Source organism: Thermoleptolyngbya sichuanensis A183 (assembly GCF_013177315.1).
Classification (GTDB): domain Bacteria; phylum Cyanobacteriota; class Cyanobacteriia; order Elainellales; family Elainellaceae; genus Thermoleptolyngbya; species Thermoleptolyngbya sichuanensis.
Window position 1 is genome coordinate 2923710 of record NZ_CP053661.1, and the last position, 24781, is coordinate 2948490.

The following is a 24781-nucleotide window of genomic DNA, read 5'->3' on the forward strand; positions in this document are numbered from 1 at the left end:
CGAGTCTGCAACCTATGAATCTGCATCTGTGAGTTTGCCACCTACAAGTCTGCAACCTGTGAATCTGCATCTGTGAGTTTGCCACCCACAAGTCTGCAACCTGTGAATCTGCATCTGTGAGTTTGCCATCTACGAGTTTGCCATCTGTGCGTCTGCAATCTGTAGACTCTGCGACTTAGGTAGACTCTGCAACTTAGGAAGACTCTGCGGCTTAGATATCGAGTGCGCTACCCCATCCTGCGAAAAACATTTTCCGAATCTCGCTCCCGCGACTAATATGGATAGTTATTTCGCCCTGTTGCATAATCGTCATCCTTTGGGTTCATGACTTCTGACTCCTCCCCCGTGTCTACGGTGTCGGCTCTGCCCCAGCCCCCCGCCGATGCCGCCCATCCCAATTCGCAGGTCCGCTTCAAGAGTGAAGGCGGCCGCCTGCTGCTGATGCTGCCGCCAGAAGGCGAGAGCGAGTTTGCCGTAAGCTGGGGCGACCTCTGGCAGCAGCTTAAGCAGCGTCTCAGCGCGGGCGATCGCTTTTGGCAGCCGAATACCTCCGTGCATCTCATCGCGCGCGATCGCCTCCTGGATGTGCGCCAACTCCAGTCCATCGACGAAGCCCTGGCCCAAGAGCAGCTTTGCCTAAAGCGGGTCTACACCAGCCGTCGGCAAACTGCGGTGGCAGCAGCGACGGTCGGGTTCTCGGTGGAACAACACACGCCCGTTGCCCATCTCAACGCCCCCGCCGAAGCCACCGGCCAAGCGCTGGCAGAGCCGCTCTACGTCGAAACGACGGTGCGTTCGGGTATGGAAATCCGGCACCCAGGCACCGTAGTCGTGCTAGGCGATGTCAACCCCGGCGGCTCGATCGTCGCCGATGGCGATATTGTGGTGTGGGGGACGCTACGCGGCGTGGCCCACGCGGGCGCATCGGGCAATCCCCGCTGTCTGATCATGGCGCTGCGGCTAGAGCCAACCCAACTCCGCATCGGCGAGCAGCTTGCCCGCGCCCCCGAAAAACCACCCGAACAGTTTTATCCGGAAGTGGCCTACGTGGCCTCGGAAGGGATTCGCATTACTCGCTCGGCAGATTTTTCCAAGCTGCGGCTGTTAGCGCCCGATGCCTAACAGAATCCAGGATTCAGGGTTTTGTGAAAAAGATTTCTCCTGTCAGGGCGGCTGCTAGATTACACTGCTAGATCGCACTGCTAAATTGCATCGACCAGAGTTTCGGTTTCATCTCCGCAAGGTTTCATTCGTTCAGGGTTTACTCAAACAGCTTTAGGAGCATTAGGGGCGATTTTCATGACTCGGATTATTGTCGTCACATCGGGCAAGGGCGGTGTTGGCAAAACCACGACGACTGCGAACCTGGGCATGGCGCTGGCCAAGCGGGGGCGGCGGGTCGTGGTGATTGATGCAGACTTTGGACTCCGAAACTTAGACCTGCTGCTGGGGCTAGAAAATCGCATCGTCTACACGGCGATGGAGGTTATCGCGGGCGAATGTCGGCTAGATCAGGCGCTAATTAAAGACAAGCGACAGCCCAATCTGGCCCTGCTGCCCGCAGCCCAAAACCGCACCAAAGACGCGGTGAATCCAGATCAGATGAAGCAGCTCATCGAAACGATGAAGGAGCAGTTTGACTTCATCCTGGTGGATAGCCCCGCAGGCATTGAGATGGGCTTTCAAAATGCGATCGCCGCTGCCCAGGAAGCGCTGATCGTCACCACGCCTGAAATCTCCGCCGTGCGCGATGCCGACCGAGTCGTGGGGCTGCTAGAGGCCAACGACGTGCGAAAACAGCACCTCATCGTCAACCGCCTCCGACCCTCAATGGTGCAAGATGACCTGATGATGTCGGTTAGCGATGTCCAGGAAATTCTGGCAATTCCCCTACTGGGCGTAGTTCCAGACGACGAGCGCGTGATTGTCTCGACGAATAAAGGCGAACCGCTGGTGCTATCGCAAAAGCTCTCGCTGGCGGGGTTAGCGTTTGACAATATCGCTCGCCGCCTAGAAGGTGAAAAGGTGCCTTTTCTGGACTTCACCGCCAGCCATGATGACCTGCTCTCTCGCATCCGCCGCATGTTCCGTAGCCCTTCGCGCTAGCCAGTGCCGACCCTCTTAGCACGGGGGTTTCTCTCCTCACCATTCTCCCCAGTTAGCCCTGCCCTATGCTCAGCGAACTCCTCGACCGTCTCTTCCCCCGCCAGCCCGAAGTGTCTAGCCGCGAAACGGTAAAGCAGCGCCTCCAACTAGTGCTGGCTCACGATCGCACGGATCTGCCGCCAGCCACGATCGAAAAGATGCGCCAGGAAATCTTGGAAGTGGTGTCGCGCTATGTGGAGATCGATCAGGAGGGGACAGAATTTATGCTGGAAAACAACCAGCGGGCGACAGCGCTAATCGCGAACTTACCGATTCGCCGGATCAAGTCGGATGTTTGATGATTTGTTTGATGATTTGATCGCTTGCTTGAACCGCCTGCCTGTTTCTGTGATTTCAACCCGCTATCGTTACCAAACGTTAGGAAACTGGCTCAAAGTTTACACAAAAGCGCCGCAGGTAAACTTTGATTTCATCAACTTGATTTCATCTGTAGATCGTCTATTCTTAATCTTGAAGCTAATAGGTGATCTGACTTTTAAGAGTGCTTCATCTGCTGGCTTCCCTGGCAGATTAACAGCCAAGTTCACACGTTTACTACAGAGGTAAAAGCGCTGTTTATTACAATCTGTCTCGTCCAACCCAACAGCACCCAACTCAAGAACTGAGATTTTCCCATCTGGCAACACAGGGAGTGTAATCACATCGACCGAACTTGAATGAATTGATTGAGTCAATTAGTTGAACCAATTAGTTGAACCAGTCGAATAAACCGTTCAGTTTTGATGTCTGTGAGGCTCTACGAAGTGGCTGTGAAAAAGGGAAAATAAACGGTAGAGAGGCTGGGTGCTGTTGGATTTTAAAGTATTTTTCTCTAGCTTTCTAAGTAGGTGGACATTAATGAATATAAAACCCAAAGACCCTGCGCCGCCTGCTGCGCGGGCGGCGCAGGGTTCAGGATCTGTTTTTTAATCTGGTCTATCTACTTATTATTTTTCTATCATTCTAGCGATGGCTCTGGCTGTGGGCCTGCGTTGCGCCGACTGCCAAAAAGCTGGGCATACACATAGGTCAGCTCGCCGCCTAAAAAGAAGACCTGGCTGGTGAGATAAATCCAAAACATTAGCACCATGACCCGGCCCACGACTCCATAGGATCGAAAGCGATCGCCCAGCGACAGCACGCTGTTATGCACCAAATATTGCAGCAAGAGCAGCATTCCTGCGGTGAGCAATGCCCCCAGCCAAACATCCCCCCAAGTGACATTGGTAGAGGGCAAAATCCGAAATAGAATCATAATGATCAGCGCCAGGATTAGAAACGAAAAGAGCGCCTGAAGCGCCCAGACAATCTCTACCGAATCAATCCCCAACGGCTCTAGAAAAGCGCTCGTGCCGCCCGTTTTTTCTAAAAGCTCCAGTCCAGTTTGGACTAATAAATCGGAAACCAGCGACACAAACAGCAGCGGCGCAGTCGCAATCACCAGCATCACAGAAAACGCTTTTTTACGCAGCATCACCCGCAGGATTTTCCAGGGGCTTTGGCCGGGTTCAGGCTGAAACGCAACGCCCCAAATTTTATCAAACGCGCGATCGAGGGAATAGAAAAAGTTGCTGGCGGCAACCAGCAAGAACACCAGACCCAATAGCCCAATGCTGAGGCTGTCTTGTCCTGGCACCAGGATCGAACTCTCGACAATGCGGTAGGCTTCTGGGGGCAGCGCCTCCTGCAACAGGGTTTGCAGGCTGGTGTAGAGTTCGGCATTGCGACCGAGCAGCGACCCCAACAGGCTGAGCGATAGCAACAGCAGCGGAAACAGGGAAAATAGCGCGTGGTAAGAGAGCGTCGCGCCCATATCCAGGCAGTTGTCTTTTTGCCATTTCAGGACGGCTAGAAATAAAAGCTGAAATGCCTGAGAAAAAGGGTTTTTCATGCGGAAACTCGCGGGTCTGGGTGGGAATGTCCCAAATTTTAGGGTTCAGCGGTCTATAACCTGACGTAAGCTTAACAAGCGACTCCGTTTGTCACGTATCGGGGCAAAGAGAGCGCAACCGACACCCCGAAATATAGTACAATTGTTCTACATTAGTGGAGGAGATGCTAGGCCGCCGAAGCAAAGATATCCTCCGGTTTGACTGGGCGGCGATCGCCTGTAATCTAGACTCATTCCATCCTCGCCTGCGAGAGACTCACCTATGGCTATCATTGCTCTAAAAGCCTGGTATTTGCGAGAATACGAGCCAATTCGCGAGGTGGAAAAGCGCCCCCATGACCTCCGCCTCAGCAAGAATAGCTTGCTCAAGTCGGCGCTGCGGGCCGACTTTCTCGACGACAGTGCCGAGGTGCGGGAAACGGAGTGGTTTCAGCGCTATCTGGATGGTGACACGGTAGAGTTTTACATCGAGGGCAGCGGCGGCTATGCGATCGCCAATATTGACCTGATCAGCCACGAAATGTATTTCGTCAAACAGGATTCGCTGTCGCAGCTTGATCCGACTATTTTCCTGTGCTATCAGACGCAGTTCGATGAATCTAGCGACCTGCTGCGCGAGGAGTTGCAAACCTTTATTGAAAAGTTCAACGGGCGATCGCGCATTTCCCTTACCCTGGAGGAGTCGCACCGCCTGACGGATGGCCCCGCCCGCCTCAGCAGCAGCCTAATGCGGAAGATTCGCAAGTCGCTGCTGTTTATTGCCGACGGCACGCCAATTCTGCATCTAGACGGCACGCCGCCACAACTGATTCCCGACCCCAAGGTTTGCGTTGAAATTGGCTATGCCCTCCAGAGCAAGCGATCGGAGCAAATCTTGCTGGCGCAGATGGAGCGCTCGGACGTGCCCGGCCAGTTTCCCTTCGACCTGCCCAGCAACAGCCGCCTGCCCTTTCGCAACAAGACCGAACTGCGAAAGCTGCTGCCCCAGGCGCTAGAGGCCCAGCTTCAGCGGTTCAACCTGACAGCTTAGGCGTAATGGCTCAGGTGTAATGGTTCAGGTGTAATGGCTTAGGCCTAATGGCTTAAGCGACGGTTTAAGCACAAGGATCGATTATCGCTCGTAATGCACCCGCGCATTTAGCCCAAAGTCGCGGAAATAGCGATTCCATCGCTCGGCGGCGCTGCGTCCCGAAAAGGGGCCCACCAGCACATGGGGGCCGTGGGGGCGATCGCGCTCTTGCACGCGCCCCGCCACTGGAAAGCCCTCGCTCAGCAGCCGCACTTGCTCGCTCACGCGGGACAGACTGCCAGACGTACCAGGAATCAGCACGTAGTAGCCCCGACTCCGGTCGGCAGTTCCATAGTCATAGGCTGGGGCGGGCTGTGGCTCCAGCGCTGGATACTGCCCAAAAGGAACCTCGACGGGCGGCGCGGGTGGCAGCGGGTCAAGCGAGGCTTGGGCTGCGTCGGGATAGATCGTCTGCACCGGAGCCACGCCGCCCGACACGGCTACAACCTGTGCAGTAATCCCCTGCGCGGCTAGTGCCTGCACCTGCTGCGATGCCGTCCACTCCTCTCCAAACACACCCGCCTGAATCACCTGCTGCCCCTGATAGGACTGGAGTCCAGCGCCGGGGGCAACTTGCTGCACCTGAGACAGCAGCAGCGGACTGTTGCCATTTACGATAACCACGTACTGCTGGCCTGAAAATTGGGCCGTGCTTGTCCCGCGCCCGTCTGACCCCACGGCGGCTCCCGGCTGCGGATAGAATGTTCCCACTCCAGCATCCGGCGGCGGCGGCAGCCCATCTACGACGCGCTGTACCGTGCGCTGTGCCATGCGCTGGGGCTGCGCTATGAAACTCGTAGATCCCGGCTCGGCCGGGCCTGCACTGACGGGCGCTGCAATGCCGACACTGCTACCCAGGGCGATCGCCCCCAGCACCAGACGCACCCAAGGCCCCCCCCCTGCTAAACGCCTAGCGCGCAGATTTGACCTATACCACAGAGAAAAAAACGATGCCGTCATAAGCTTGCAGAAGTGAGGGGAAGGATGGGCGATCGCGCTACAGATAGCGGACAAAGGGCGATCGCCTGCTAGATGTCGATTTTTGCCCGCAAGTCTAGCACGGCACTTCCCAGATGAATCAACTTTTTATCGGGTTTTTGTCGGGTTTTTGTCGGGTTGTTATCGGGGCGATCGCCCCAAATCCCCCACTAACCCAAATACCCTACTAGGCAACTGCCATACCAAACAGCAAAACGCCCAAGAGCAAAAAGCCCCCAGGCGTGACACAACCAGTCATTACATTTGGAATATTCTGGCGGAATATTCTGGAATATTCGGACAAATTTGCCCAATACCGTTTGCTCAATACGTTAGTAAGCGTCTTGCAATTCAAAGAAGTCGGGCGAAATGTAGTCCTTCCGCAAAGGGAAACCGACCCAATCTTCCGGCATCAAGATCCGCTTCGGGTTAGGATGCCCTTCATAGACAATGCCATACATATCGTAGCTCTCACGCTCCTGCCAGTCGGCCCCCTTCCAGATCCAATAGACCGAAGGCACTCGCGGGTCTTCACGCGGCACAAACACCTTCACGCGCACCTCTTCCGGGCGATCGACGTTATCGGCAATCTTGATTAGGTGATAGGTACTCACCAAGTCTTCGCCTGGCCCCGCGTCGTAGGCCGCCTGACACTGCAAACAGTTGAACCCATAGGCGTAGAGCGCCGTTGCAAAGGGAATTAGAAACTCCCGATCCACCTTCAGCACTTCTACACCCAGATGATCCAGCTCCAGGGCTTCATGCTCAAAGCCGTTCTCAGCGAGCCACTTAGACACCTTGCCAACTTCGACAATCGGCGCAGCTTCAGGGGTTTCCTGGGGAGTAGGGGTTGTCTCTTCAGCCACGATCCACAGCCTCCTTTTCAGCTTCTAACGCGGGCGACATAGGCATTCCAAACGCTTCGGCCAGCTCCTTCGGCGGAGCCTTGCGTGTGTCTGCCTCCAGATACTTCCCAGTCAGAATCGGCGATACTTCCTTCATGCCGTGGGAAATAGTGTAATAGCGGTGGGTTTGCGCCACTTCGCCCCGTTCTGCCAGCGCCTCGCTAGAAATTTTCTTCCGCAGCTTGATGATGGCATCGATAATTGCTTCGGGACGCGGCGGGCAGCCAGGAATGTAGACATCCACGGGAATTAGCTTGTCTACGCCGCGCACTGCCGTTGGCGAGTCCATGCTGAACATGCCGCCCGTAATTGTACAGGCCCCCATCGCGATCACATACTTCGGATCGGGCATCTGCTCATAAAGCCGCACCAGCGCTGGAGCCATCTTCATAGTGATAGTGCCAGCAGTGATGATTAGGTCGGCCTGGCGCGGACTGGATCGCGGCAGCAGACCAAAGCGGTCAAAGTCAAACCGGGAGCCAATCAGCGCCGCAAACTCAATAAAGCAGCAAGCCGTTCCATAGAGCAGCGGCCAGAGGCTCGACAGCCGCGCCCAGTTGTGCAAATCATCGACTGTGGTCAGGATCACGTTTTCCGAAAGATCCTTCGTAACCTCTGGGCGACCGATGGGGTTCTGTAGACCTTCTAGCAAGTTCTTAGGTTCCGTTGTGCCAGGATTCATGACCATTCCAGTGCTCCTTTCCGCCACGCATATACAAGACCGACAACCAGGATTGCAATGAAAATCAGTGCTTCGACAAAGGCCAGCAGCCCTAGCTGGTTAAAGGCGACCGCCCAAGGGTAGAGAAACACCGTTTCCACGTCAAAAATGACGAACACCAGCGAAAACATGTAGTAGCGGATGTTGAACTGAATCCAGGCTCCGCCGATTGGCTCCATGCCGGACTCATAGGTGGTGCGCCGCTCCACGCCAGCTCGTTTGCTGGGACGCAGCACCCAAGACAACCCTAGCGCTAAAAACGGAACGATGCCACAGACAATGAGGAATCCTAGAAGGTATTCGTAGCCACTGAGAACAAACACGAAGTCACCTGCCACTTGATTAGCTTAAGTGCAACACTAGGATGCGGCCCTGCTAGCGCAGCCCGGTGAAGCTTAGTGAAACATCAGGACTCGACAAGCCGAATCTCTGATAATGTTACTCTCTTTTTACATTGTTTTGAGAGCCTGAACTGTTTGCAAGGATTCGGTTTTGTTTGACTAGCCTTCAGAAATTTGAATGGTTTGATTCAGGATCTCGATACGGCCTCTTGATAAGGCGCATCGCTCATGGTGGGTTTAGATTTGCTGATTATTGTGGTGTATGCGCTGACGCTGGTGTATGTGGCGCGGCAGGCGCTGGGCGAGATGGAAGACTGGGCGACGGTGCAGCTTGACCGAGATGGCTTGAAGGAAGAACTGACCCGCGCCGATTTGCAGGGCAAGGTCAATATTAATGTGGGGCTGAAGCCGCGCTATGGGTTTGAGCCAATTACCGATTTGGCACTCAGCATTAGCAATGGATCTCCAGCGCCGATTTATGTGGATTGGGATCGCAGTTCGCTGACCAATTTTCAAGGGCGATCGCGCCGGGTCATCCGAATTACGCCCAGCATGAATCTCGATCTCTCTCGTCCGCAGGTGTTCAGCGTCATTGCACCAGGCAAATCGCTCAGCGAACGGATTGTAGCAGAAGACATGCTGAAGCGGACTCCGGAGGGCATTTTGCAGGTGGCTGCGCCGCTGGTAGACCTAGGTGCAGCGCGGGGACTGCCCGATGACGGCAAGCTAGAGTTTTCGCTGCGGCTGTTGCTGCTGCTGGTGGAGCAGGAGCGCCAGGTCGATGACGACGTAACCACCCACGCCGTTCTCTGTCGCTTCATCGTCCGCCGCATTCCGTGGAATCACGACATTCCCTGGCTGCGCCGATAGGAGGTTTGTTGCAAGCTTGCAACGCTCTGCTGACGCTTGGGTTGACAGGGCCACTGGTAGAGGCCATAAACCCCTAATCACCTGTCCGATAAGTAGGATGCTTTAGTCGGACGCTTTTAATAGTTCTTTAACAAGTTGCCCTGTTTCAGTATTTTCCCGGTAAAGCCTAGTAAAATCACCGGGCCACCGTGAATTCTCCGGTAAGGATGAAATGGAAAGGCTCAACGGCAGCGTCTAATGCTAAATACCTGAAAATGGCTTCGTTGGCTCTAAGAGCTAATTTATGAAGCAAATCTTAAGAAGCCTGAAACTCTTGGCATGTGTGGCTTTGAGGTCATGCTTGCCCAGGAAAAGCGGTTTCTCGGAAATCCTTGATTAACAAGGCTTTCAGGCTCCTTTACAAATTAGCTCTAAGCTATTGGCACTAGTTATGTTCCAGTTGGTTCTATCCTTCCGAGGGACACTACCTGTGAACCGGAATCTGGAAATTGCTGAACCTACGACATGGCTTTTGAAGGCTTTTAGTATGCAGAAAGCTAGTACGCAAAAGGCAGGGGTTTGTCGCCAGAAACTTGTACTGGATGACGGTGAGATGATGGCGATCGCCCCATGTCTAATCCTTCCTAATAGATGGCAACTCTGTTTTCCAAATTCCAACTAGGGAGTTTGCTGCTCTCCAATCCGGCAAAAACTGCTAAGCGCCTCATAATCAGCTTTGCAGAGATCTGGTTATCGCCTCGAACAGTGCATCAGTTTTCGTCAATTTCATCTAGAAACTAAACTCAATCACAACGTCATGGGAACCGCTGAAATTATTGCACTCGTTAGCTGGCTTCTGGTGATGATCCTTGGGTGGACTTCGGGCGGTAGTGGTCGTGTAGCACGTCGTCCACTGATGCCGACACCGACACCCTCGGTCACGCCAACGCCATCACCACCAACGCCATCACCACCAACGCCACCGACCCCGACCCCCTCAGTCACACCGCCCCCGCCGCCCCCGATATCGATGCCTTCGGCCACGCCAACGCCATCGCCATCGCCGCTGAGTGAGGAGCCACCATTGCCCCCGCCAACTGGAACTCCAACTCCCACCCCAGACAACAGAATTCCTACCCCTGCTCTGTTACCAGGATTGATTGGGATGGGAGTGCAGATGATGCGTAAGCGCAGGCAAGAAGAAGCAGATGCAGAAAGTGATGCTGAAGAAGATGAAGAAATCTAGTTGAGTTGGCTAATTTATTTGTCTTGTTTGCCAGTTTCGGTATGAGGCTGGACGGACGCAATACACCGCCCAGCCTCCTGTTCTTTAAAGACGACCCTTGAGATTTTGCGATTACTTTTCGGGGCTGAGCTTTTTGGAAACCCAGCCTGTGATGCCGCTGAGGATTGCGCCTGCCATCAAAATGCCAATGGCTGGCGTAAAGACGGGTTCCCAGAGCGAGTACCACAGATCGAAGCCCAGGGGGAGGTTCAGGGATTTGCCGAGGAGGGCGATCGCAAACCATGCAAAGGCAAATAGCACAAAAAACAGGTTTGCCATCAGCGCCAGGTTTAACCACTCCAGAAACTTTTCTTTCATCGCTAAATGCGTTTACAAATGCGTTTACAGCCGATTTTTTGCCCATCCTAGCAGGTTTGCAGCCGCCGCTATTCGCAGCAAACGATTAAGATATCTACAGCTTTTCCCGACGTTGTGCCACCGTTTTCCCGACGTTGTGCCACCGGTGTTCTAAGACAATTTCTCTAGCGGCCTAGGAGGATTCTGTGGATTTTCGGCAAATTGTTGGCTTTCGGCAAGTGCGACAAGACGTAACCGACCTGCACAAATCCCTTGCGCCGCTGCTTAAATATGACCCGCGCCTCGCAGAAGTTGCGCTGACGGATTTTGCCAAAGTGGTGCAGATCTGCGGGCGTAGCAACAACGAAATCGGGTCGGCGGAACTGCTGGCCTACCTGATGATGGACGCGCTAATCCGCGATGACAAAGACACCCTCAGCGTCGCCAACAGCAAATGGGAGTTTTCCAGCGACGATCGCCTCAAATATCAAAAAATCACGCTACAAACCATTCTGGAGCGCGTGAAAGCATCGGCTCAGCCCGACCAACTCAGCCTGCCCTCGTTAGTGAAAAAACTGGACGAAGAACGGGGAACGGATTTTCTTGGCGAGGCTGTAAACGTCATCTACAAATTCGCGCAGGTGGTCGCCAAGGCAGATGACGTGATTTCCATGCAGGAAATGGAAGCGCTGTCGAAAATTTGGCAAGGGCTACACAGTATCGCCCCTCTAGAGAGCTACGAACAGGGACTTGCCAACGCCCTTCCCAAGCCCCTGCCCCAAACCACGGGCGGCGCTGCCCCGTCTCCTGCCGACCCCAGTCTCCCAGACGAAGCAGCAGTGCCAGAAAAAACACCAGAGGAACTAGACCAGATCTTGCAAAAAGCGCTGGCGGAACTGGATAACCTCGTCGGCATGGACAATATCAAAGAAGAGGTGAAAACCCTGACCAATTTCCTAAAGGTGCAGAAAATCCGGCAGGAGCGCGGGCTGGCGCAAACCCAGGTGTCGCTGCACTCTGTGTTTTGCGGGCCGCCGGGAACCGGGAAAACGACCGTTGCCCGCATTATGAGCCGGATTTTTCAGGGGCTAGGCTTTTTGAAAAAGGGGCACCTGATCGAAACCGATCGCGCGGGGCTGGTGGCGGGCTATGTGGGGCAAACGGCGAAAAAGGTGGATGAAGTGGTGACCTCAGCGCTGGATGGGGTGCTGTTTATCGACGAGGCCTATGCGCTGGTGCCGCCAGAAACGGGCAAGGACTTTGGGCAGGAGGCGATTGACACGCTGCTGAAGCGAATGGAAGACTATCGCGATCGCCTCGTGGTAATCGTTGCGGGCTACACCGATGAGATGTCGGTGTTTATCGAATCAAATCCGGGGCTGAAGTCGCGCTTTAACCGCTACTTCTATTTCGACCACTTCAAGCCAGAAGAACTGCTGGCGATTTTTGAAAGCATGGGCAAGAAGAACCACTTCACGCTCACGCCCGAAGCCCGCGATACGCTCCTCAAGAGATTTGAGGCGCTGTATGTGAAGCGCGATCGCACGTTTGGCAACGGGCGCACCGTCCGCAACCTGTTTGAAAAAACCATCGAAAAGCAGGCCAACCGCCTCGCAGTTCTCTCCAACCTCACCGACGAAGTGCTGACCACGCTGCTGCCCGAAGATATTCCTACCGAACAAGCCAGTATCCACGCGGGCAAGGTGGACTGGCAAGAACTGGCATCTCGCGAGAGCGGTGGGAGTTAGGGTTGAGGCACACAACTTCTAACCTTGAACCCTATGCTCTTTAACTCTTCTCTAGCTCTGCCTTCATGCGCTCTAGCGTCGCGTGCATCTGGTCAAACATTTGCTGGGGCGTGATGCCAAATTGACCGAGGTGGGTTTTGAGTTGTTCAACGGTCATTTGTGCGGTGAAATCTTCTGACAGTTCAAAGCGCTTCATGAAGATGCGGTAGCGCTCCATCATCGATTCCATCTGGTCGATGTAAATCTTTTTTCCTTCGCGGTCAAACTTGCCATAGCTCGACCCCAGTTGCATCAGCGATTGGTAGTCTTCAAATAGCTGACGTGCTTCTTGTTGAACGATTTCAGAATCGAAAAATCCCATTTTCAGCCCCACCTTCCGAAAACTGAACCAAACTGCCAAGCGATATTAACTTCAACGCAGGTTTCTGAGTGCAAAAATCAGGCGCAAACGTTTAGCGCAAAACGGCTGCCTTTCAAACTGCACCTTCAACCGTTGATTTACATTACATATTAGGGCAGAAGCTAGGGGCGGCTGAAGTGCGGAAAACGCTACTTTCGCTACTTTAGAGACGCAGACCGCTGGGAATTGGGCTGCGTTTTGAATAGCGTGTTTCAGGGGTTCCTATCAGCTTCACCGCTGCCGATCGCTCGCTTTTGAATTGCAGGATTTCGGGATGCCCGACTCAAGGTTTGGATGGGAGGAAGACTCAATGGCAGAAAAAGGGCAAGATTCTGCTGAGTTGAGCAACCCGACACCGATTGGGCCAGCGGCAGAACGGAGGCTAGCGGCAGAAGGGAGCGTCCCGGAACCTGGGCTGGATGCGCCACCCCTAGTTGATTTGCGGCAATATGACCCACGCGGCTTTGTGCGGGGGCGGCCGGGCTGGGTGGTGATGCTGTGGTGGCTGGTGCAGGCGATCGCCTTTCCGCTGACGCTGCATAGCCACCATGCACCGCGCCGCGCCCTGCTGCGATTGTTTGGGGCAAAGATTGGGCGGGGTGTGGTGATTCGCCCTACGGCTCGATTCACCTATCCCTGGAAAGTCGAGATTGGCGACCATAGCTGGGTGGGGGACAACGTGGTGTTCTACAGCCTTGCCCCGATTCGCGTGGGGACGCACTGCGTCATTTCTCAAAAGACCTACCTGTGTACTGGCAGCCATGACGTGACCGATCCTGCCTTTGGGCTGATCACTGGGGCGATCGCCATCGGCAACGGAGCCTGGATCGCCGCTGACTGCTTTATCGCGCCAGGGGTCAAAATTGGGGCAAATACCGTGATTGGGGCCCGCAGCGCTGTGTTTCACTCCATGCCCGCGCAGACCGTATGCTGGGGGTCGCCCTGCCAAGTGAGGGGCGATCGCCAAATTTTGCCCAAGCCCAAATTACACTAAGCCAAGTGTCCGAAAAATTCCCTGCTTTCCCGCGTCCCAAAAAACACGTCCCCCATCCTCCATTCCCCTTGCGCCAAACCGTCACCTGAAGAGACACTTAAAGGCTGAGCTTCCATGCAGTCATTCCCTTATCTCCGCTCCGGTTTATTGCTTGCCACTCATCCATACAGGGAGAACAGCCTTGGAAAACACACCCGCAATTCTTGCTCTGGGCCTGTTTTGCACGGTTATTTTTTTGGTCATGACGGAGTGGATACACTTTACCATCGCCGCTTTTCTGGGGGCGCTGCTGCTGGTGTTTACCAACGTCATGACGCTCAACGAAGCGATTGGCTACATTGGCGCAGGCTATTCCACGATCGCCCTATTTTTTGGCGTAATGGTGCTGGTGCGCTCGTTTGAGCCAACCAAGATTTTCGACTATCTGGCGACCCAAATGGTCATTCTGGCCAAGGGCAAGGGCAGCCGACTGCTGCTGGCGATCACGGGCATCACCTCCCTAGTCTGCGCCTTTTTGCCCAATGCCACGACGGTCATGCTGCTGGCTCCGCTGTTGCCCCCTTTGGCGGCCGACGTGGGCGTAGACTTTGTGCCGCTGCTGATCTTGATGGTGCTGGTGTCCAATAGTGCAGGACTGCTAACGCTGGTGGGCGATCCGGCAACGTTTATCGTGGGCGATGCCATCAACATCAGCTTTGTCGAGTATCTCAGCCGCTTGAGCCTGGGAGGGGCGATCGCCCTGCTCACCATCCTGCTCATGACCCCTGTCCTATTTCGCAAAATCTGGCGGACCGAGCTAACCAACCTCGACCAGTTGCCTCACCCAGAAATCAATCATCCCCGCGTCCTGTCTGTCGGCGCGATTATCGTTGCGCTGGTGCTGATATTTTTCGTCATTGGCGAGTCGCTGCCCGTCCCCGTCTCCCCAGCAGGCGTGGCGCTGATGGGCGCAGCGCTGGCCCTCCTGCTGGCACACCACAGCAAGATTGATACGCTCAACAACATCCTGCGCGACGTGGACTGGAGTACGCTGATTTTCTTTATGTCGATTTTTGTGCTGATTGGCGGCTTGCAAAAGACTGGCGTGATCGGCGGCATCTCTGGCATCCTGGCAACAATTTTGGGACAAAACATTTTCCTGGGTTCCATCCTGCTGCTGTTTTTGGTGGGGCTATTGTCTAGTGTCGTGCCCAACATTCCGCTGGTGGTGGCAATGGTGCCCCTGCTGAAGCAATATCTGGTCAATGTGGGCATGGCAGGCCAGGAAGTGCTGGAACCGAGCTATGGGGGTCAGTTTCCGCCAGAGGTGCTGCCGCTGTTTTATGCCATGATGTTTGGCGCAACGCTGGGCGGCAACGGCACGCTGGCCGGCGCGTCGGCCAATATCGTCGCCGCTGGCATTTCCGAGCAGCACGGCCGCCGCATCTCCTTCAAGCGGTTCTTTCACTACGGCTTTCCGGTGATGGTGGCGCAACTGATTACCAGCGCCCTGTTTGTCACCGTGCGCTTTTTGCTCTGAGGTTTCTGCGACCCGCTCAGCCCGACAGGTCAACACCGTCGTCATAAAGCGATTCGAGCTTCATCAAAATCTTGGGCTTCAGATCTTCCAGCGCCAGCTTGAGCTGGGTTTTCGTGGTATTGAACTGGTTAAGTCCGGGGGTCATCTGGCCCATCGTCAGCCATTGCTTAAGCCTTTAGTTTGGACTAATGGTGAAGAGGAAGGCAGTCAATGAGAAGCACCGACTGCCGTAAGGTCAATGAAGTACAACCAACATTGACCCCATGATTTTCAACGAACTTCAGCAATTTCGCCAAACGTTGTATGCCAGCTTGGGAAACGCCAGAGATGCCCTGTTTGATCTGATGGATGCCGTGTTAGTGAGTGCGTGCATCGTGTCGTTTGTGAGGCTATCGCAGAGTCCTGTCTTTCGTCGCCAGTGGTCGAGCACCTATGAAGCGTTGCGCGATAGCCGCCTACCCCGATCAAAGGTGCTGAAGCTGTTGGTGCAGCAGATACCGACTCAGCAGCAACCGTTGTTGGCAGGTGATGCGAGTCGGTGGAACCGTCCTGCTGCCAGGCGTTTGAAAGACCGCACCTTATCAGGCAGAACAGGACATGCCCCGATAGCCGGACAAAACTACAGTACCTTAGCCTGGATTGCTGAAGACAGGGGCAGTTGGGCATTACCATTGCGGCATGAGCGCATCACCAGCTTTGAAACACCCGCCAGTAAAGCGGCATTCCAACTCAAACAAGTGACTCGGCAGTTAGCGGTGCGTCCGTTGGCGATCTACGACCGAGGGTACGGCAATGCCAGTTTTGTCAACCAAACGGCAGGGATTGAGGCAGACTTGCTGCTGCGGGTTACATCCAATCGATGTGTCTATGGCGCGCCCCCAGCGTATCGAGGGCGAGGCGCACCTGCCAAGCATGGACATAAGATGAAACTCAATGACCCTGACACTTGGAGTGTCCCGGTCGAAACCGTTGAAGTCGATGATCCCAACTGGGGACGAGTGCGGGTCAGTCGTTGGAGTGCATACCATTTCCGCAAATCCCCCAAACGGGCAATGGAAGTGTTGCGCGTGGAGGTGCTGGAGACACAGAGCAGCACGCGACGCTTGGCTCCTTTGTGGTTAGTTTGGCTGGGTGAGCAGATGCCTCCGTTAGAAACCCTGTGGTTGCACTACCTCCGTCGCTTTGCCATTGAACACTGGTATCGCTTTGCCAAGCAGAGGCTATATTGGACACATCCCCAGTTCAGTTCTGTATCGGCAACCGAACAGTGGAGCAGCCTGATGCCGTTGCTCAGTTGGCAGTTGTGGTTAGCGCGAAAGGACTGTACTGACCACCCCTTGCCCTGGCAGGCACCGCAAGAAACGTTGACTCCGGGTCGGGTCGCACAAGCGTTTGCAGGCATTTTGGCAGCGATTGGCACCCCTGCTCCTGCGCCTAAACCTCGTGGTAAATCGCCAGGACGAGGCAAGGGGCACAAGCCAACTCCTCGTCCCTGCTATCCGATGGTCAAAAAACGAGCCTCGAAACGCAAGACATCCGAACAATCCCTGAACAGTCCGGTTGCAACAGCAGCTTAACTGCGAGCAGGATTGTATCCAATTCCTTAAGTTCAACTGTTATGAACGGTTGAGCAGATTCTTTATGGCATCCTGTTGAGCATTATTGTGATGCCAGTTAGTCCAAACTAAAGTTAAGCCGTTCACATTGGGCTAGGGCAATGGTCGAGGTCATCACGTTGGCACAGCGCTGCGGCTCCTCTTTGGCAAAAAACAGCAGCCGATATTGCCCCGACTCGCTCAGAAGTCGCGTCATTTGCTGTCCCTGGGGCGTTTTCAAGTCCAGATAGCAAGACAGCCAGCGTGCGCCCGCTTTGCGCGTGTATAGCACCGTCAGCCAGAGGAGCGACGGATGCGGCGCAGGAGCAAAGAGAAACTGATTGTAGCGGGTGCAGGCTTGGCGAGAAAAGATTTCCTGTTCTGAGAGCATCACCCAGATGCTAGGCAGCATTCCCTGATCGGTACGGATGGGATTGGGAAACGAGATGTCGCCGATGGGCTTGTTGGCAGGCCAGGAATAGGCTCGGCCAATCGTGTCGGAAGTCAGCGGCGGTTTGGTCTTGGTAACGGGCACTTTGTTGAGCGTGTCTCCGATGGCCGTTGCCACGTTGAGTCCCGGAATGTAGCGCTCCTCAAATGGCTTGAGCTGCTTAATCACCTCGTTGGCGCTTTGGGGGCGATCGCCCGGCGACTTGGCCAGGCAGCTCATGATCAGTGTTTCCAGCGCCTTGGGCACCCGCAGGCTGGAATTGGCCTCGGCCAGCGAACGCGGCGGCTGCTGATGGTGGGCACGATACCAGCCGCCAAAACTATGGGTATCGGCATTCAGCGGCATCTTGCCCGTGAGCATTTGAAACATCATCACGCCCAAGCTGTAGATGTCAGAGCGAGCATCTAGCTCGTGCCCCTCCATCTGCTCTGGTGAAGAGTAAGCCAGCGTGCCCATGAAACAGTTGGTCTGGTTGCTGTCGGCTTGGAGCGTTTTGGCAATTCCAAAGTCCAGGATTTTCGCCACCTCGCCCATACTTAGGTCACGAGTAACCAGGATGTTGCTAGGCTTGATGTCGCGATGCACAATGGGGCAAATCTCGCCATCGACGGGAATACCCTCATGGGCACACTGCAAGCCCAGGCAAATTTGGCGCGTCAGGTTCAAAAAGCGGGGCAGGGGCAGCGGCTGGCGCATGATGATTTCGCTCAGGCTATCCCCCTTGAGGTATTCCATCACGTAGTAGGGAATTTCGTCTTCGTCTACGCCGTAGTCCGTCACGTTGACGATGTGCATACTCCGCTGGCCCAGCAGGGCGCAGGTTGTGGCTTCGCGCATGAAGCGATCGCGCATCTTTTGATTCAGCAGGGTTTGCGACAAAAACTTGACCGCCACTGGCACCCCACCCAGCAGGTTATTCCTCGCCTCGTAGACCTTGCCCATCGCCCCCTGCCCCAGCAGGCCGACAAGCTGATAGCGATTTTGGAGTATGCGACCAATATTCGGGTCTGACGGCATCCGACTCAAGGCTCCGATGAATTCGACCTGGCAAGGAGTAAGGGAGGAATGAGAAGAGGGGCGATCGCCCTGACCATGCGTCCGGTTTTCAAAACTTACGGTTTTCAAACCGCTGGCTACTGAGGTCACCTGCAAGAGGGACTGGCTTTAGGACGCTACAGTCAACCGCAACTTGCTGACCCAAAAAGCTAAAGCATCCGCCCAGCAAAGCAATGAACTCCGATCCAGATCCGCAAAACTTTGCAGAATACCCAGGACGACACAGGGCGGAAGCCGCACCAGAGAACACTGCCGAATCCTGCAAGAGGAACAGCCGTGTAGCGACGACCTGAACGCAGGATGAACAAAGGCCAGGCGCTGTAGTCTGCGAAGTTCACCAGATATGGCGATAACTGTCATTCTAGCCAGTTGGTAGCGCTTCGGCGACCCTGCATCAAAATTTCGAGCAGACGACCCGCAACAGCAGCTTGCCCATGACCGGCGCTCAAAATTGGGGAAACCTATCGCTAAAATTCCCACCAATCTTGGCACCGCAACAGTTGATGCAACTCATGCAACCAACTCATGCAACCGTTTAAGGGTTAGCGTAAAGCCTTTTTCGTCTAGAAAACATGCTAAGGCTTGAGCCAACGGGTCAGCAATGAATGTACAGAGCGCTTGAGGCGATGGCGGTGCTGCCACCTGCGAAAGGCATCTTCATAGCGATCGCCCGTCAGTCCATAGGTATTCCAGCCGTCCAGCGCCAAAAACATGCCCCAAAACAGCGCAATGTAGGGTACTCCCATAATACTCGCGCCGCCACTCGCCAGCAGCGCACAGCCTGCCAAAAATCCGTTGACAATCAAGTAGCGCGTGACTCGCCGCTGAAACCGCCCCTTCCGCGCTTGGTCAAACGCCTGCCGCTCCTGCATCTCGCCGCTTTGGGCCCGCCACTCAATTTCGGCCTCGTGGAGTTCGCCGGGAGAAATGCCCAGTTCCTCTGCAATTTCCAGCAGTTGAGCGCGGGTCAGATGCTCCACCGTGCCAGAAGACTGGGCCTGGCGGGCGATCGCCACCTGAAGGATATGCTGCACTTCGTCCTGGCTATAAAACTCCATCCTGCTGCCCTCGCCAAATCTCTTATCCGTTGTGCTCGCGTCAACCATGACCTGGGGCGAATCAAACGGCGAGCCTAGAGGAGATACTGTGCGCGGTTTCATGGAGCCATAACCTGGAGAGGAGTTGCCTTCTCTGTTATACGCAAAATACGCGCAGAATTGCAGCGGGGCATCCAACAGCGGCAGGTGTGGATTTCCGTGCCACTTGGCGTTTAGACCACTTGGCGTTTAGACCACTTGGCGTTTAGATTTTAGTTCAGGCGTTCTACCAAATGACAAGTTTTTCTTTGTTAAGGTATTTCAAAAAGTTATTAAATTATTACTATGATTTTGATAGGAGACACTGAAGTTAAGCTAGAGCCGCAAGCCCGTATAATATGGCTAGCCGGCGCTAAGCGTAGCAGGCGCTACTTGTTTAGTTTCGCCTGCCAACCCTGCTCTTATGCGATGTGCCCTGAGCAAACTGTGCCAACGCATTCAGCTTTGACACTTGGCCTAGAGGCTTTTGCTTGAGAGTTTGCACTTCGAGACACAGTGGGGGAGGTTCGGTTTTATGGATTTACTAGCGGCAGTTTCGCTTCTAGGGGACTGACGTTTTAGGGAACCATTGTGTTGGTGGACGGACTCTAGTGAAGGGCTTTTAAGGCGTTTAGCGATATCTGAAAGACTCTGAGAAGTATTTAATCATCGTCGTTTTATGTCGTTTTATAAGGAGTGCCTATCAGATGGAAGGTGCTGAGGTCGGTCAAAGCAATGGGCGCGGTGTGGCAAGTGCCCCAAAGGAGGAATCTGTGAGTGACGTGGCAAATACTGTGAAACCCGAAGAGACAACCCCTGCTGAGAATACGAGCGATGTAACGGCGCTTTCGGTGCAGCCGCGAAAGAAGGCAGGTGAACTATCGGGATATGTGGGCGATCGCCCTGTGGGCCCTGCCCAGATGGAAGTCTACGAAAATTTCTCGGTGGCTGGTCTACGCCCGATTGCCGCAGGCAAGCTAGAGGTCTATGGCACGATTTTGAACAACCGCCCTATTGAAGCCAGCAATCTGCAAGTGCTGGACGACGTACTGCCGGGACAGCGGCCGGTGTTTGCGACTGATCTGTTGGTACGCGACGACCTGACCTTGCCCGGCGGTCGCCCCATCGTCGCCAGCGATCCGCGCTTGCTCGAAGCTTCGCTGCTGCCCGGCGGTCGCCCCATCGCCTCCAATGATGTTGCCAACGAAACGGGTGACGTGCTGATGGGCTTCATCGACTAGCTCTGCGCCACACATAGGTTCAGGGATAGAGACCTAGTTTTAGTGAATACCAGACAGCGTGTAGACAAGTGCTGCACGCTGTTTTGCTTCGCGATGTTTCCTTCTCTTAGGCATAGCAACTGCTGAAATTGCTAGAATCCCTACAAACGATGGACTAGCAATCCAAAACCACAAATCCAAAATCCAACATCAACACAATCGCGACTAAGGGGCCCAATCTCCCAGACTAAGGCCGTGGTTGCGCTGCGCCTGCTCGATTGCCTGCTGAGTAGCCAGATCCATCACGCCATCCAGCGGACCCTGATACAGCCCCCGCTCCGATAGCTGCTTTTGCAACTCTAATACGCCTGCGCTGGGCGGCGGCAGTACAGGATTTGGTGAGACTGGCGGGGCTGTGGCAATGGGGGGTGCGGTAGGGGCGATCGGCGGCACAGAGACGACCGGGCTGGCTGGGTCAACGACTCCGGGCGGTTGGGTCGTCACTAGGCCGGGCTGTTCGACAGGGGCGGACTGGACGGGCGGCGGCGCAGCGGTAATCGGCTGCGGGGAAACAGGCTGGGCAGAACCTTGAGGATTGGCTGAAGGTGTGGCGGGGGGGCTGGTTTGGGCGATCGCCTGGGGAGCATTTGCCAGCGCCGCCAAGGTCGCCGGCCCCGCGATGCCGTCTACCGTTAGCCCCCGTGCTTGTTGAAAGGCCAGCACCGCCGCTTCCGTCTGTGAACCGAAGATGCTGTCTACGGGGCCTTGGTAATAACCTGCTGTAGTTAGCCGCTGTTGCAGGGCCGTCACCGCTGGCCCTGTATCTCCCACTTGCAGGAGAGAATCGGACGACGAAACCGCTCCCGACGCAGGACTCCCTGCACGAGCCAAAGCCGATGCCGTTGCCGGTCCCACAATGCCATCAGCCGTCAGACCTTGCGCCTCCTGAAATTTGATAACGGCTTCCTGCGTCAGCGGCCCAAAGGTTCCCGAAATTGGCCCGCTGTAGTAGCCCAATTGCGTCAGTCGGGTTTGCAGTTGGGCAACGGCATCGCTGCTGTCGTTGAGTTGGAGTGTGTCGTCGAGGGCGGCCTGACTGAGCCGAATCGGCTGCCCCTGCGCGGGTGATCCGGCCGCAGACGATCCGACGGATTGCGCTAGGGAGGGGGACACCGTTGCAAACAGGCTGGCGATCGCCACCCCCAGCCAAAGCGCCAGGGAGCGAGTCGAGCCGATTGGGCCGCAGGCTGCAACGCCGGACTGTAGAAAAAGACGTAAGGACATGGCGAATGGCTAAAAAGCGCGTTAGAGGATGAGGAGAATCGCCGCCATTCTATGTCAACTTTGGGGAGTCGGAGCAGAAAATTTGGGTAGAAAACTTCAGTAGGGGACGGCAGCTCAGCAAGTAACCTAGCCAGAAATCCAGTCAGGAATCGGCTAGGAATTTGCCAGGAATCTGCCAGGAATTAGCCAGAAAATTTATAAAGCCTATTGAATAGTCCGGTGAGTATAAGTTCCGTTAATAAGCAGGTTTACTTATTGAAAGTTTACAAAACTCTCAGGAACAGGGTGATAATAGAGACAGGTTGCTTAACGAATTTTCGCAATCGACTTCTATCAATCAGCTTTTGCATCTGGCTATTTCTGGCAGAACTTTTGTTTATCACCAGGAGGTTCTAGGTATATGGTGGCTCTAGTAGACCGCGCCCAAAAGCGACTCACCCTCCAAACTGCGCCCCTCGCAGCAGACACGACCGCGATTCGCTCACTCGACTGGGATCGCGATCGCTTTGACATCGAGTTTGCCCTAGAAAACGGCACCACCTACAACTCCTTCCTGATCCGCGGTGACAAGGTAGCGCTGATCGACACCTCCCACGAAAAGTTTCGCCAGCTTTATCTAGACTGCCTCACCGGGCTGATTGATCCAGTCGAGATCGACTATCTCATCATCAGCCATACAGAACCCGACCACAGCGGTCTGGTGAAAGACGTGCTGCAACTGAACCCAAAAATCACCGTCGTCGGCGCAAAGGTGGCGATCCAGTTCCTCGAAGACCTGGTGCATCAGCCCTTCGAGCGCAAGCTGGTGAAAAGCGGCGATCGCCTCGATTTGGGTCAGGGTCACGAACTGGAATTCGTCTCTGCGCCCAACTTGCACTGGCCCGACACCATCTTTACCTATGACCACAAGACGCAGATCCTCTACACCTGCGATGCCTTCGGGATGCACTTCTGCGACGAGCGCACCTACGACGAAGACCTTGCACCGCTGGAGTCCGACTATAAGCTGTATTACGACTGCCTGATGGGCCCCAACGCCCGCTCGGTGCTGGCGGCGCTGAAGCGGATTGGCGAACTGCCGGATATTCAAACCATCGCCACGGGGCATGGGCCGCTGCTGCGCCACCACGTTCCCGAAATGATGGGCCTCTACCGCGACTGGAGCCAGGCCCAGGCCAAAGCAGCCACCACGGTCGCCGTGTTTTACACCGCTGACTATGCCCACAGCGAACGACTGGCCCAGGCGATCGCCCACGGCATTAGCAAGACCGACGTGGCCGTGGAACTAGTGGACTTGAAGGTGGCAGAACCCCACGAAATCAGCGTGCTGGTGAGCATTGCCGCAGGGCTGGTGATTGGGATGCCGCCACAGTCTGGCCCCGACGCAGTTTCTACCAAAGCCGCCCTCAGCACGATCCTGGCCGCAGCCCACGCCAAGCAGGCGGTTGGTCTGTTTGAAAGTGGTGGTGGTGATGACGAATCGGTCTACCCGCTGCGGAATCGTTTTCAGGAAATTGGGCTGACGGAAGCCTTCGCGCCGATTTTGATCAAGGAAACGCCGACCGACGCGACGCTGCAACTTTGCCACGAAGCCGGAACCGACCTGGGGCAATGGCTGACGCGCGATCGCTCGATCAAACAAATGAAGTCGCTGGACAACGACTTGGACAAAGCCTTGGGTCGCCTCAGCGGCGGACTCTACATTATCACTGCTCAAAAGAACGATGCCGCCAGCGCCATGCTAGCGTCTTGGGTGGCCCAGGCCAGCCTGGAACCGCTGGGTATTTCCATTGCGGTGGCCAAGGATCGGGCAATTGAGTCCTTCATGCATGTGGGCGATCGCTTTGTGCTGAACGTGCTGGAAGAAGGCAACTATCAGCCGCTCATGAAGCACTTCCTAAAGCGCTTCCCGCCGGGTGCCGATCGCTTTGCAGGCATCAAAACCTATCCCGCCGCCAACGGCTCGCCCATTTTGGCCGATGCCCTTGCTTACCTGGAGTGCGAAGTCGTCAGCCGGATGGAGTGCAGCGACCACTGGATCGTCTATAGCCGCGTAGACACGGGTCGCGTCTCCAAGCCCGACTCGCTGACAGCGGTTCACCACCGCAAAGTGGGTAATCATTATTAGAGACGCAATATTGCAATATTAGAGCCGCAATGTGCAACTTTGCCGCTCCCCCTTACCCTAAATCCCTCTCCCGCTCTGGGAGAGGGACTTCAAGCCTCTCTTGCTCCCCTTCTCCCGCCCTGGGAGAATGGGTTGGGGGATGAGGGCAGACTGAAAGTTGCAAATTGCATTACTAGAGACAACCCCTCTCACCCGAATCGTAAATGAACCTCACTCTCCACCTGGGAACGGCGATCGCACTGACCGACGAGCAGTTCGAGCGGTTGGCGCGGGCAAATCGAGATGTGCGAATCGAGCGATCTGCAACAGGAGAACTGATTCTGTTGCCACCCACAGGCGGAGAGACCGGAAACCGAAATCTTGATATCTCAGGGCAGCTTTGGCTATGGAATCGTACAGCAAGGCTGGGCGTTGCCTTCGACTCATCTACTGGCTTTCGGTTGCCCAATGGCGCAATTCGATCGCCCGATGCGGCCTGGGTTCGGCAAGAGCGCTGGAATGCCCTAGCGCCTGAAGATCGCAAACGGTTTCCACCGCTCTGTCCGGATTTTGTCATCGAGCTTTGTTCCGAGTCGGACGACTGGCCGGTGCTGCAAGCCAAGATGCGGAAATACATCGAAAACGGTTTGGTGTTGGGCTGGCTAATCGACCCCAGGACGCGGCAGTTCGAGGTGTATCGGCGCGATCGCCCGCCAGAACGCCTGGAAAACCCTGCATCGCTGCCGGAGGAAGGCTTTCTTCCCGGTTTTGTCCTGGATTTATCGGGAATCTGGCTGTCCGAGTGACTGAAATTTTGAATTCTACGTATAACTTAATTGAATGCAAAAAC

Annotated in this window: 24 protein-coding genes; 13 read left to right on the forward strand and 11 right to left on the reverse strand. The window is 55.1% G+C overall.

The window, feature by feature from the left end:
* The first annotated feature begins 324 nt into the window (after positions 1-324).
* The 3 genes from minC (at position 325) to minE (ending at position 2444) form a co-directional block, all read left to right on the forward strand.
* Positions 325-1122 carry a septum site-determining protein MinC gene (gene minC / locus HPC62_RS12215; protein WP_172356028.1) on the forward strand — a complete coding sequence of 266 codons (798 nt, stop codon included), beginning with the start codon at positions 325-327 and terminating at the stop codon, positions 1120-1122.
* A 177-nt stretch (positions 1123-1299) separates the two neighbouring features.
* Positions 1300-2106 (forward strand): septum site-determining protein MinD, encoded by an 807-nt coding sequence (gene minD / locus HPC62_RS12220; protein ID WP_172356030.1) that lies wholly within the window; start codon positions 1300-1302, stop codon positions 2104-2106.
* Between the two features lie 65 nt (positions 2107-2171).
* A complete protein-coding gene (minE, locus tag HPC62_RS12225; RefSeq protein WP_068513308.1) occupies positions 2172-2444 on the forward strand; it encodes a cell division topological specificity factor MinE in 273 nt (90 codons plus the stop codon).
* Positions 2445-3103: 659 nt separating this feature from the next.
* Here the strand turns inward: minE and HPC62_RS12235 are convergent.
* Complete coding sequence (locus HPC62_RS12235) at positions 3104-4036, reverse strand: YihY/virulence factor BrkB family protein (protein WP_172356034.1); 933 nt, start codon at positions 4034-4036, stop codon at positions 3104-3106.
* A gap of 262 nt (positions 4037-4298) precedes the next feature.
* On the opposite strand from HPC62_RS12235, the gene HPC62_RS12240 reads away from it, so the two are divergent.
* A complete protein-coding gene (locus HPC62_RS12240; protein WP_172356036.1) occupies positions 4299-5066 on the forward strand; it encodes a hypothetical protein in 768 nt (255 codons plus the stop codon).
* A gap of 81 nt (positions 5067-5147) precedes the next feature.
* Here the strand turns inward: HPC62_RS12240 and HPC62_RS12245 are convergent, their stop codons facing one another.
* The 4 genes from HPC62_RS12245 to ndhC form a co-directional block, all read right to left on the reverse strand.
* Entirely contained in the window at positions 5148-5990 is an 843-nt protein-coding gene (locus tag HPC62_RS12245) for an SPOR domain-containing protein (protein ID WP_172356038.1), read from the reverse strand.
* Between the two features lie 425 nt (positions 5991-6415).
* Positions 6416-6949, reverse strand: a complete 534-nt coding sequence (locus HPC62_RS12250; RefSeq protein WP_172356040.1) for an NAD(P)H-quinone oxidoreductase subunit J — start codon at positions 6947-6949, stop codon at positions 6416-6418.
* Positions 6942-7670 carry an NADH dehydrogenase subunit K gene (locus HPC62_RS12255; RefSeq protein ID WP_228721760.1) on the reverse strand — a complete coding sequence of 243 codons (729 nt, stop codon included), beginning with the start codon at positions 7668-7670 and terminating at the stop codon, positions 6942-6944. The genes HPC62_RS12250 and HPC62_RS12255 overlap by 8 nt, the downstream gene beginning before the upstream one ends.
* Positions 7667-8032, reverse strand: coding sequence for a photosynthetic/respiratory NAD(P)H-quinone oxidoreductase subunit C (gene ndhC / locus HPC62_RS12260; protein WP_172358922.1), 366 nt, complete (start codon positions 8030-8032; stop codon positions 7667-7669). The genes HPC62_RS12255 and ndhC overlap by 4 nt, the downstream gene beginning before the upstream one ends.
* A gap of 246 nt (positions 8033-8278) precedes the next feature.
* Here ndhC and HPC62_RS12265 point away from each other — a divergent pair, with 246 nt between their 5' ends.
* Together HPC62_RS12265 and HPC62_RS24310 are read left to right on the forward strand one after the other, a co-directional pair.
* Entirely contained in the window at positions 8279-8920 is a 642-nt protein-coding gene (locus HPC62_RS12265) for a hypothetical protein (protein WP_172356044.1), read from the forward strand.
* A gap of 1144 nt (positions 8921-10064) precedes the next feature.
* On the forward strand, positions 10065-10145 hold the full coding sequence (locus HPC62_RS24310; RefSeq protein WP_449369353.1) for a hypothetical protein: 81 nt from the start codon (positions 10065-10067) through the stop codon (positions 10143-10145).
* 111 nt (positions 10146-10256) lie between these two features.
* Here the strand turns inward: HPC62_RS24310 and HPC62_RS12275 are convergent, their stop codons facing one another.
* Positions 10257-10502, reverse strand: a complete 246-nt coding sequence (locus HPC62_RS12275; protein ID WP_172356049.1) for a hypothetical protein — start codon at positions 10500-10502, stop codon at positions 10257-10259.
* Positions 10503-10687: 185 nt separating this feature from the next.
* Between HPC62_RS12275 and HPC62_RS23730 the strand changes: the two genes are divergently transcribed.
* Positions 10688-12229, forward strand: coding sequence for an AAA family ATPase (locus tag HPC62_RS23730; protein ID WP_205369546.1), 1542 nt, complete (start codon positions 10688-10690; stop codon positions 12227-12229).
* A 40-nt stretch (positions 12230-12269) separates the two neighbouring features.
* On the opposite strand, the gene HPC62_RS12285 is transcribed toward HPC62_RS23730, so the two are convergent.
* Positions 12270-12590 carry a DUF1825 family protein gene (locus HPC62_RS12285; protein ID WP_172356051.1) on the reverse strand — a complete coding sequence of 107 codons (321 nt, stop codon included), beginning with the start codon at positions 12588-12590 and terminating at the stop codon, positions 12270-12272.
* A gap of 349 nt (positions 12591-12939) precedes the next feature.
* On the opposite strand from HPC62_RS12285, the gene hpsU reads away from it, so the two are divergent.
* Entirely contained in the window at positions 12940-13623 is a 684-nt protein-coding gene (gene hpsU, locus HPC62_RS12290) for a hormogonium polysaccharide biosynthesis acetyltransferase HpsU (protein ID WP_172356053.1), read from the forward strand.
* 181 nt (positions 13624-13804) lie between these two features.
* Positions 13805-15142, forward strand: a complete 1338-nt coding sequence (locus HPC62_RS12295; RefSeq protein WP_172356055.1) for an SLC13 family permease — start codon at positions 13805-13807, stop codon at positions 15140-15142.
* A gap of 16 nt (positions 15143-15158) precedes the next feature.
* Here HPC62_RS12295 and HPC62_RS23970 read toward each other — a convergent pair whose 3' ends face one another.
* Entirely contained in the window at positions 15159-15287 is a 129-nt protein-coding gene (locus HPC62_RS23970; RefSeq protein WP_267313410.1) for a hypothetical protein, read from the reverse strand.
* A gap of 118 nt (positions 15288-15405) precedes the next feature.
* Between HPC62_RS23970 and HPC62_RS12300 the strand changes: the two genes are divergently transcribed.
* Positions 15406-16719, forward strand: a complete 1314-nt coding sequence (locus tag HPC62_RS12300; protein ID WP_172353244.1) for an NF041680 family putative transposase — start codon at positions 15406-15408, stop codon at positions 16717-16719.
* A gap of 97 nt (positions 16720-16816) precedes the next feature.
* On the opposite strand, the gene HPC62_RS12305 is transcribed toward HPC62_RS12300, so the two are convergent.
* Both HPC62_RS12305 and HPC62_RS12310 read right to left on the reverse strand, forming a co-directional pair.
* Positions 16817-18205 carry a serine/threonine-protein kinase gene (locus HPC62_RS12305; protein ID WP_172358924.1) on the reverse strand — a complete coding sequence of 463 codons (1389 nt, stop codon included), beginning with the start codon at positions 18203-18205 and terminating at the stop codon, positions 16817-16819.
* Positions 18206-18819: 614 nt separating this feature from the next.
* Positions 18820-19404 (reverse strand): 2TM domain-containing protein, encoded by a 585-nt coding sequence (locus tag HPC62_RS12310; RefSeq protein WP_216655246.1) that lies wholly within the window; start codon positions 19402-19404, stop codon positions 18820-18822.
* 623 nt (positions 19405-20027) lie between these two features.
* On the opposite strand from HPC62_RS12310, the gene HPC62_RS12315 reads away from it, so the two are divergent.
* Positions 20028-20561, forward strand: coding sequence for a hypothetical protein (locus HPC62_RS12315; protein ID WP_172356057.1), 534 nt, complete (start codon positions 20028-20030; stop codon positions 20559-20561).
* Between the two features lie 204 nt (positions 20562-20765).
* Here HPC62_RS12315 and HPC62_RS12320 read toward each other — a convergent pair whose 3' ends face one another.
* A complete protein-coding gene (locus HPC62_RS12320) occupies positions 20766-21824 on the reverse strand; it encodes a peptidoglycan-binding domain-containing protein (RefSeq protein ID WP_172356059.1) in 1059 nt (352 codons plus the stop codon).
* A 400-nt stretch (positions 21825-22224) separates the two neighbouring features.
* Between HPC62_RS12320 and HPC62_RS12325 the strand changes: the two genes are divergently transcribed.
* Together HPC62_RS12325 and HPC62_RS12330 are read left to right on the forward strand one after the other, a co-directional pair.
* Complete coding sequence (locus HPC62_RS12325) at positions 22225-23952, forward strand: diflavin flavoprotein (protein WP_172356061.1); 1728 nt, start codon at positions 22225-22227, stop codon at positions 23950-23952.
* A gap of 203 nt (positions 23953-24155) precedes the next feature.
* Positions 24156-24737 carry a Uma2 family endonuclease gene (locus tag HPC62_RS12330; RefSeq protein ID WP_172356063.1) on the forward strand — a complete coding sequence of 194 codons (582 nt, stop codon included), beginning with the start codon at positions 24156-24158 and terminating at the stop codon, positions 24735-24737.
* Positions 24738-24781 lie beyond the last annotated feature (44 nt).

Coding starts and splice junctions, on each gene's coding strand:
- HPC62_RS12310 (WP_216655246.1), bottom strand. CDS start 19,404: ATGAAACCGCGCACAGTATCTCCTCTAGGCTCGCCGTTTGATTCGCCC.
- HPC62_RS12255 (WP_228721760.1), bottom strand. CDS start 7,670: ATGAATCCTGGCACAACGGAACCTAAGAACTTGCTAGAAGGTCTACAG.
- HPC62_RS12265 (WP_172356044.1), top strand. CDS start 8,279: ATGGTGGGTTTAGATTTGCTGATTATTGTGGTGTATGCGCTGACGCTG.
- minE (WP_068513308.1), top strand. CDS start 2,172: ATGCTCAGCGAACTCCTCGACCGTCTCTTCCCCCGCCAGCCCGAAGTG.
- HPC62_RS23970 (WP_267313410.1), bottom strand. CDS start 15,287: ATGACCCCCGGACTTAACCAGTTCAATACCACGAAAACCCAGCTCAAG.
- minD (WP_172356030.1), top strand. CDS start 1,300: ATGACTCGGATTATTGTCGTCACATCGGGCAAGGGCGGTGTTGGCAAA.
- HPC62_RS12330 (WP_172356063.1), top strand. CDS start 24,156: ATGAACCTCACTCTCCACCTGGGAACGGCGATCGCACTGACCGACGAG.
- HPC62_RS12240 (WP_172356036.1), top strand. CDS start 4,299: ATGGCTATCATTGCTCTAAAAGCCTGGTATTTGCGAGAATACGAGCCA.
- HPC62_RS12235 (WP_172356034.1), bottom strand. CDS start 4,036: ATGAAAAACCCTTTTTCTCAGGCATTTCAGCTTTTATTTCTAGCCGTC.
- HPC62_RS12305 (WP_172358924.1), bottom strand. CDS start 18,205: ATGCCGTCAGACCCGAATATTGGTCGCATACTCCAAAATCGCTATCAG.
- HPC62_RS12300 (WP_172353244.1), top strand. CDS start 15,406: ATGATTTTCAACGAACTTCAGCAATTTCGCCAAACGTTGTATGCCAGC.
- hpsU (WP_172356053.1), top strand. CDS start 12,940: ATGGCAGAAAAAGGGCAAGATTCTGCTGAGTTGAGCAACCCGACACCG.
- HPC62_RS12315 (WP_172356057.1), top strand. CDS start 20,028: ATGGAAGGTGCTGAGGTCGGTCAAAGCAATGGGCGCGGTGTGGCAAGT.
- minC (WP_172356028.1), top strand. CDS start 325: ATGACTTCTGACTCCTCCCCCGTGTCTACGGTGTCGGCTCTGCCCCAG.
- HPC62_RS12285 (WP_172356051.1), bottom strand. CDS start 12,590: ATGGGATTTTTCGATTCTGAAATCGTTCAACAAGAAGCACGTCAGCTA.
- HPC62_RS24310 (WP_449369353.1), top strand. CDS start 10,065: ATGGGAGTGCAGATGATGCGTAAGCGCAGGCAAGAAGAAGCAGATGCA.
- HPC62_RS12325 (WP_172356061.1), top strand. CDS start 22,225: ATGGTGGCTCTAGTAGACCGCGCCCAAAAGCGACTCACCCTCCAAACT.
- HPC62_RS12320 (WP_172356059.1), bottom strand. CDS start 21,824: ATGTCCTTACGTCTTTTTCTACAGTCCGGCGTTGCAGCCTGCGGCCCA.
- HPC62_RS12275 (WP_172356049.1), bottom strand. CDS start 10,502: ATGAAAGAAAAGTTTCTGGAGTGGTTAAACCTGGCGCTGATGGCAAAC.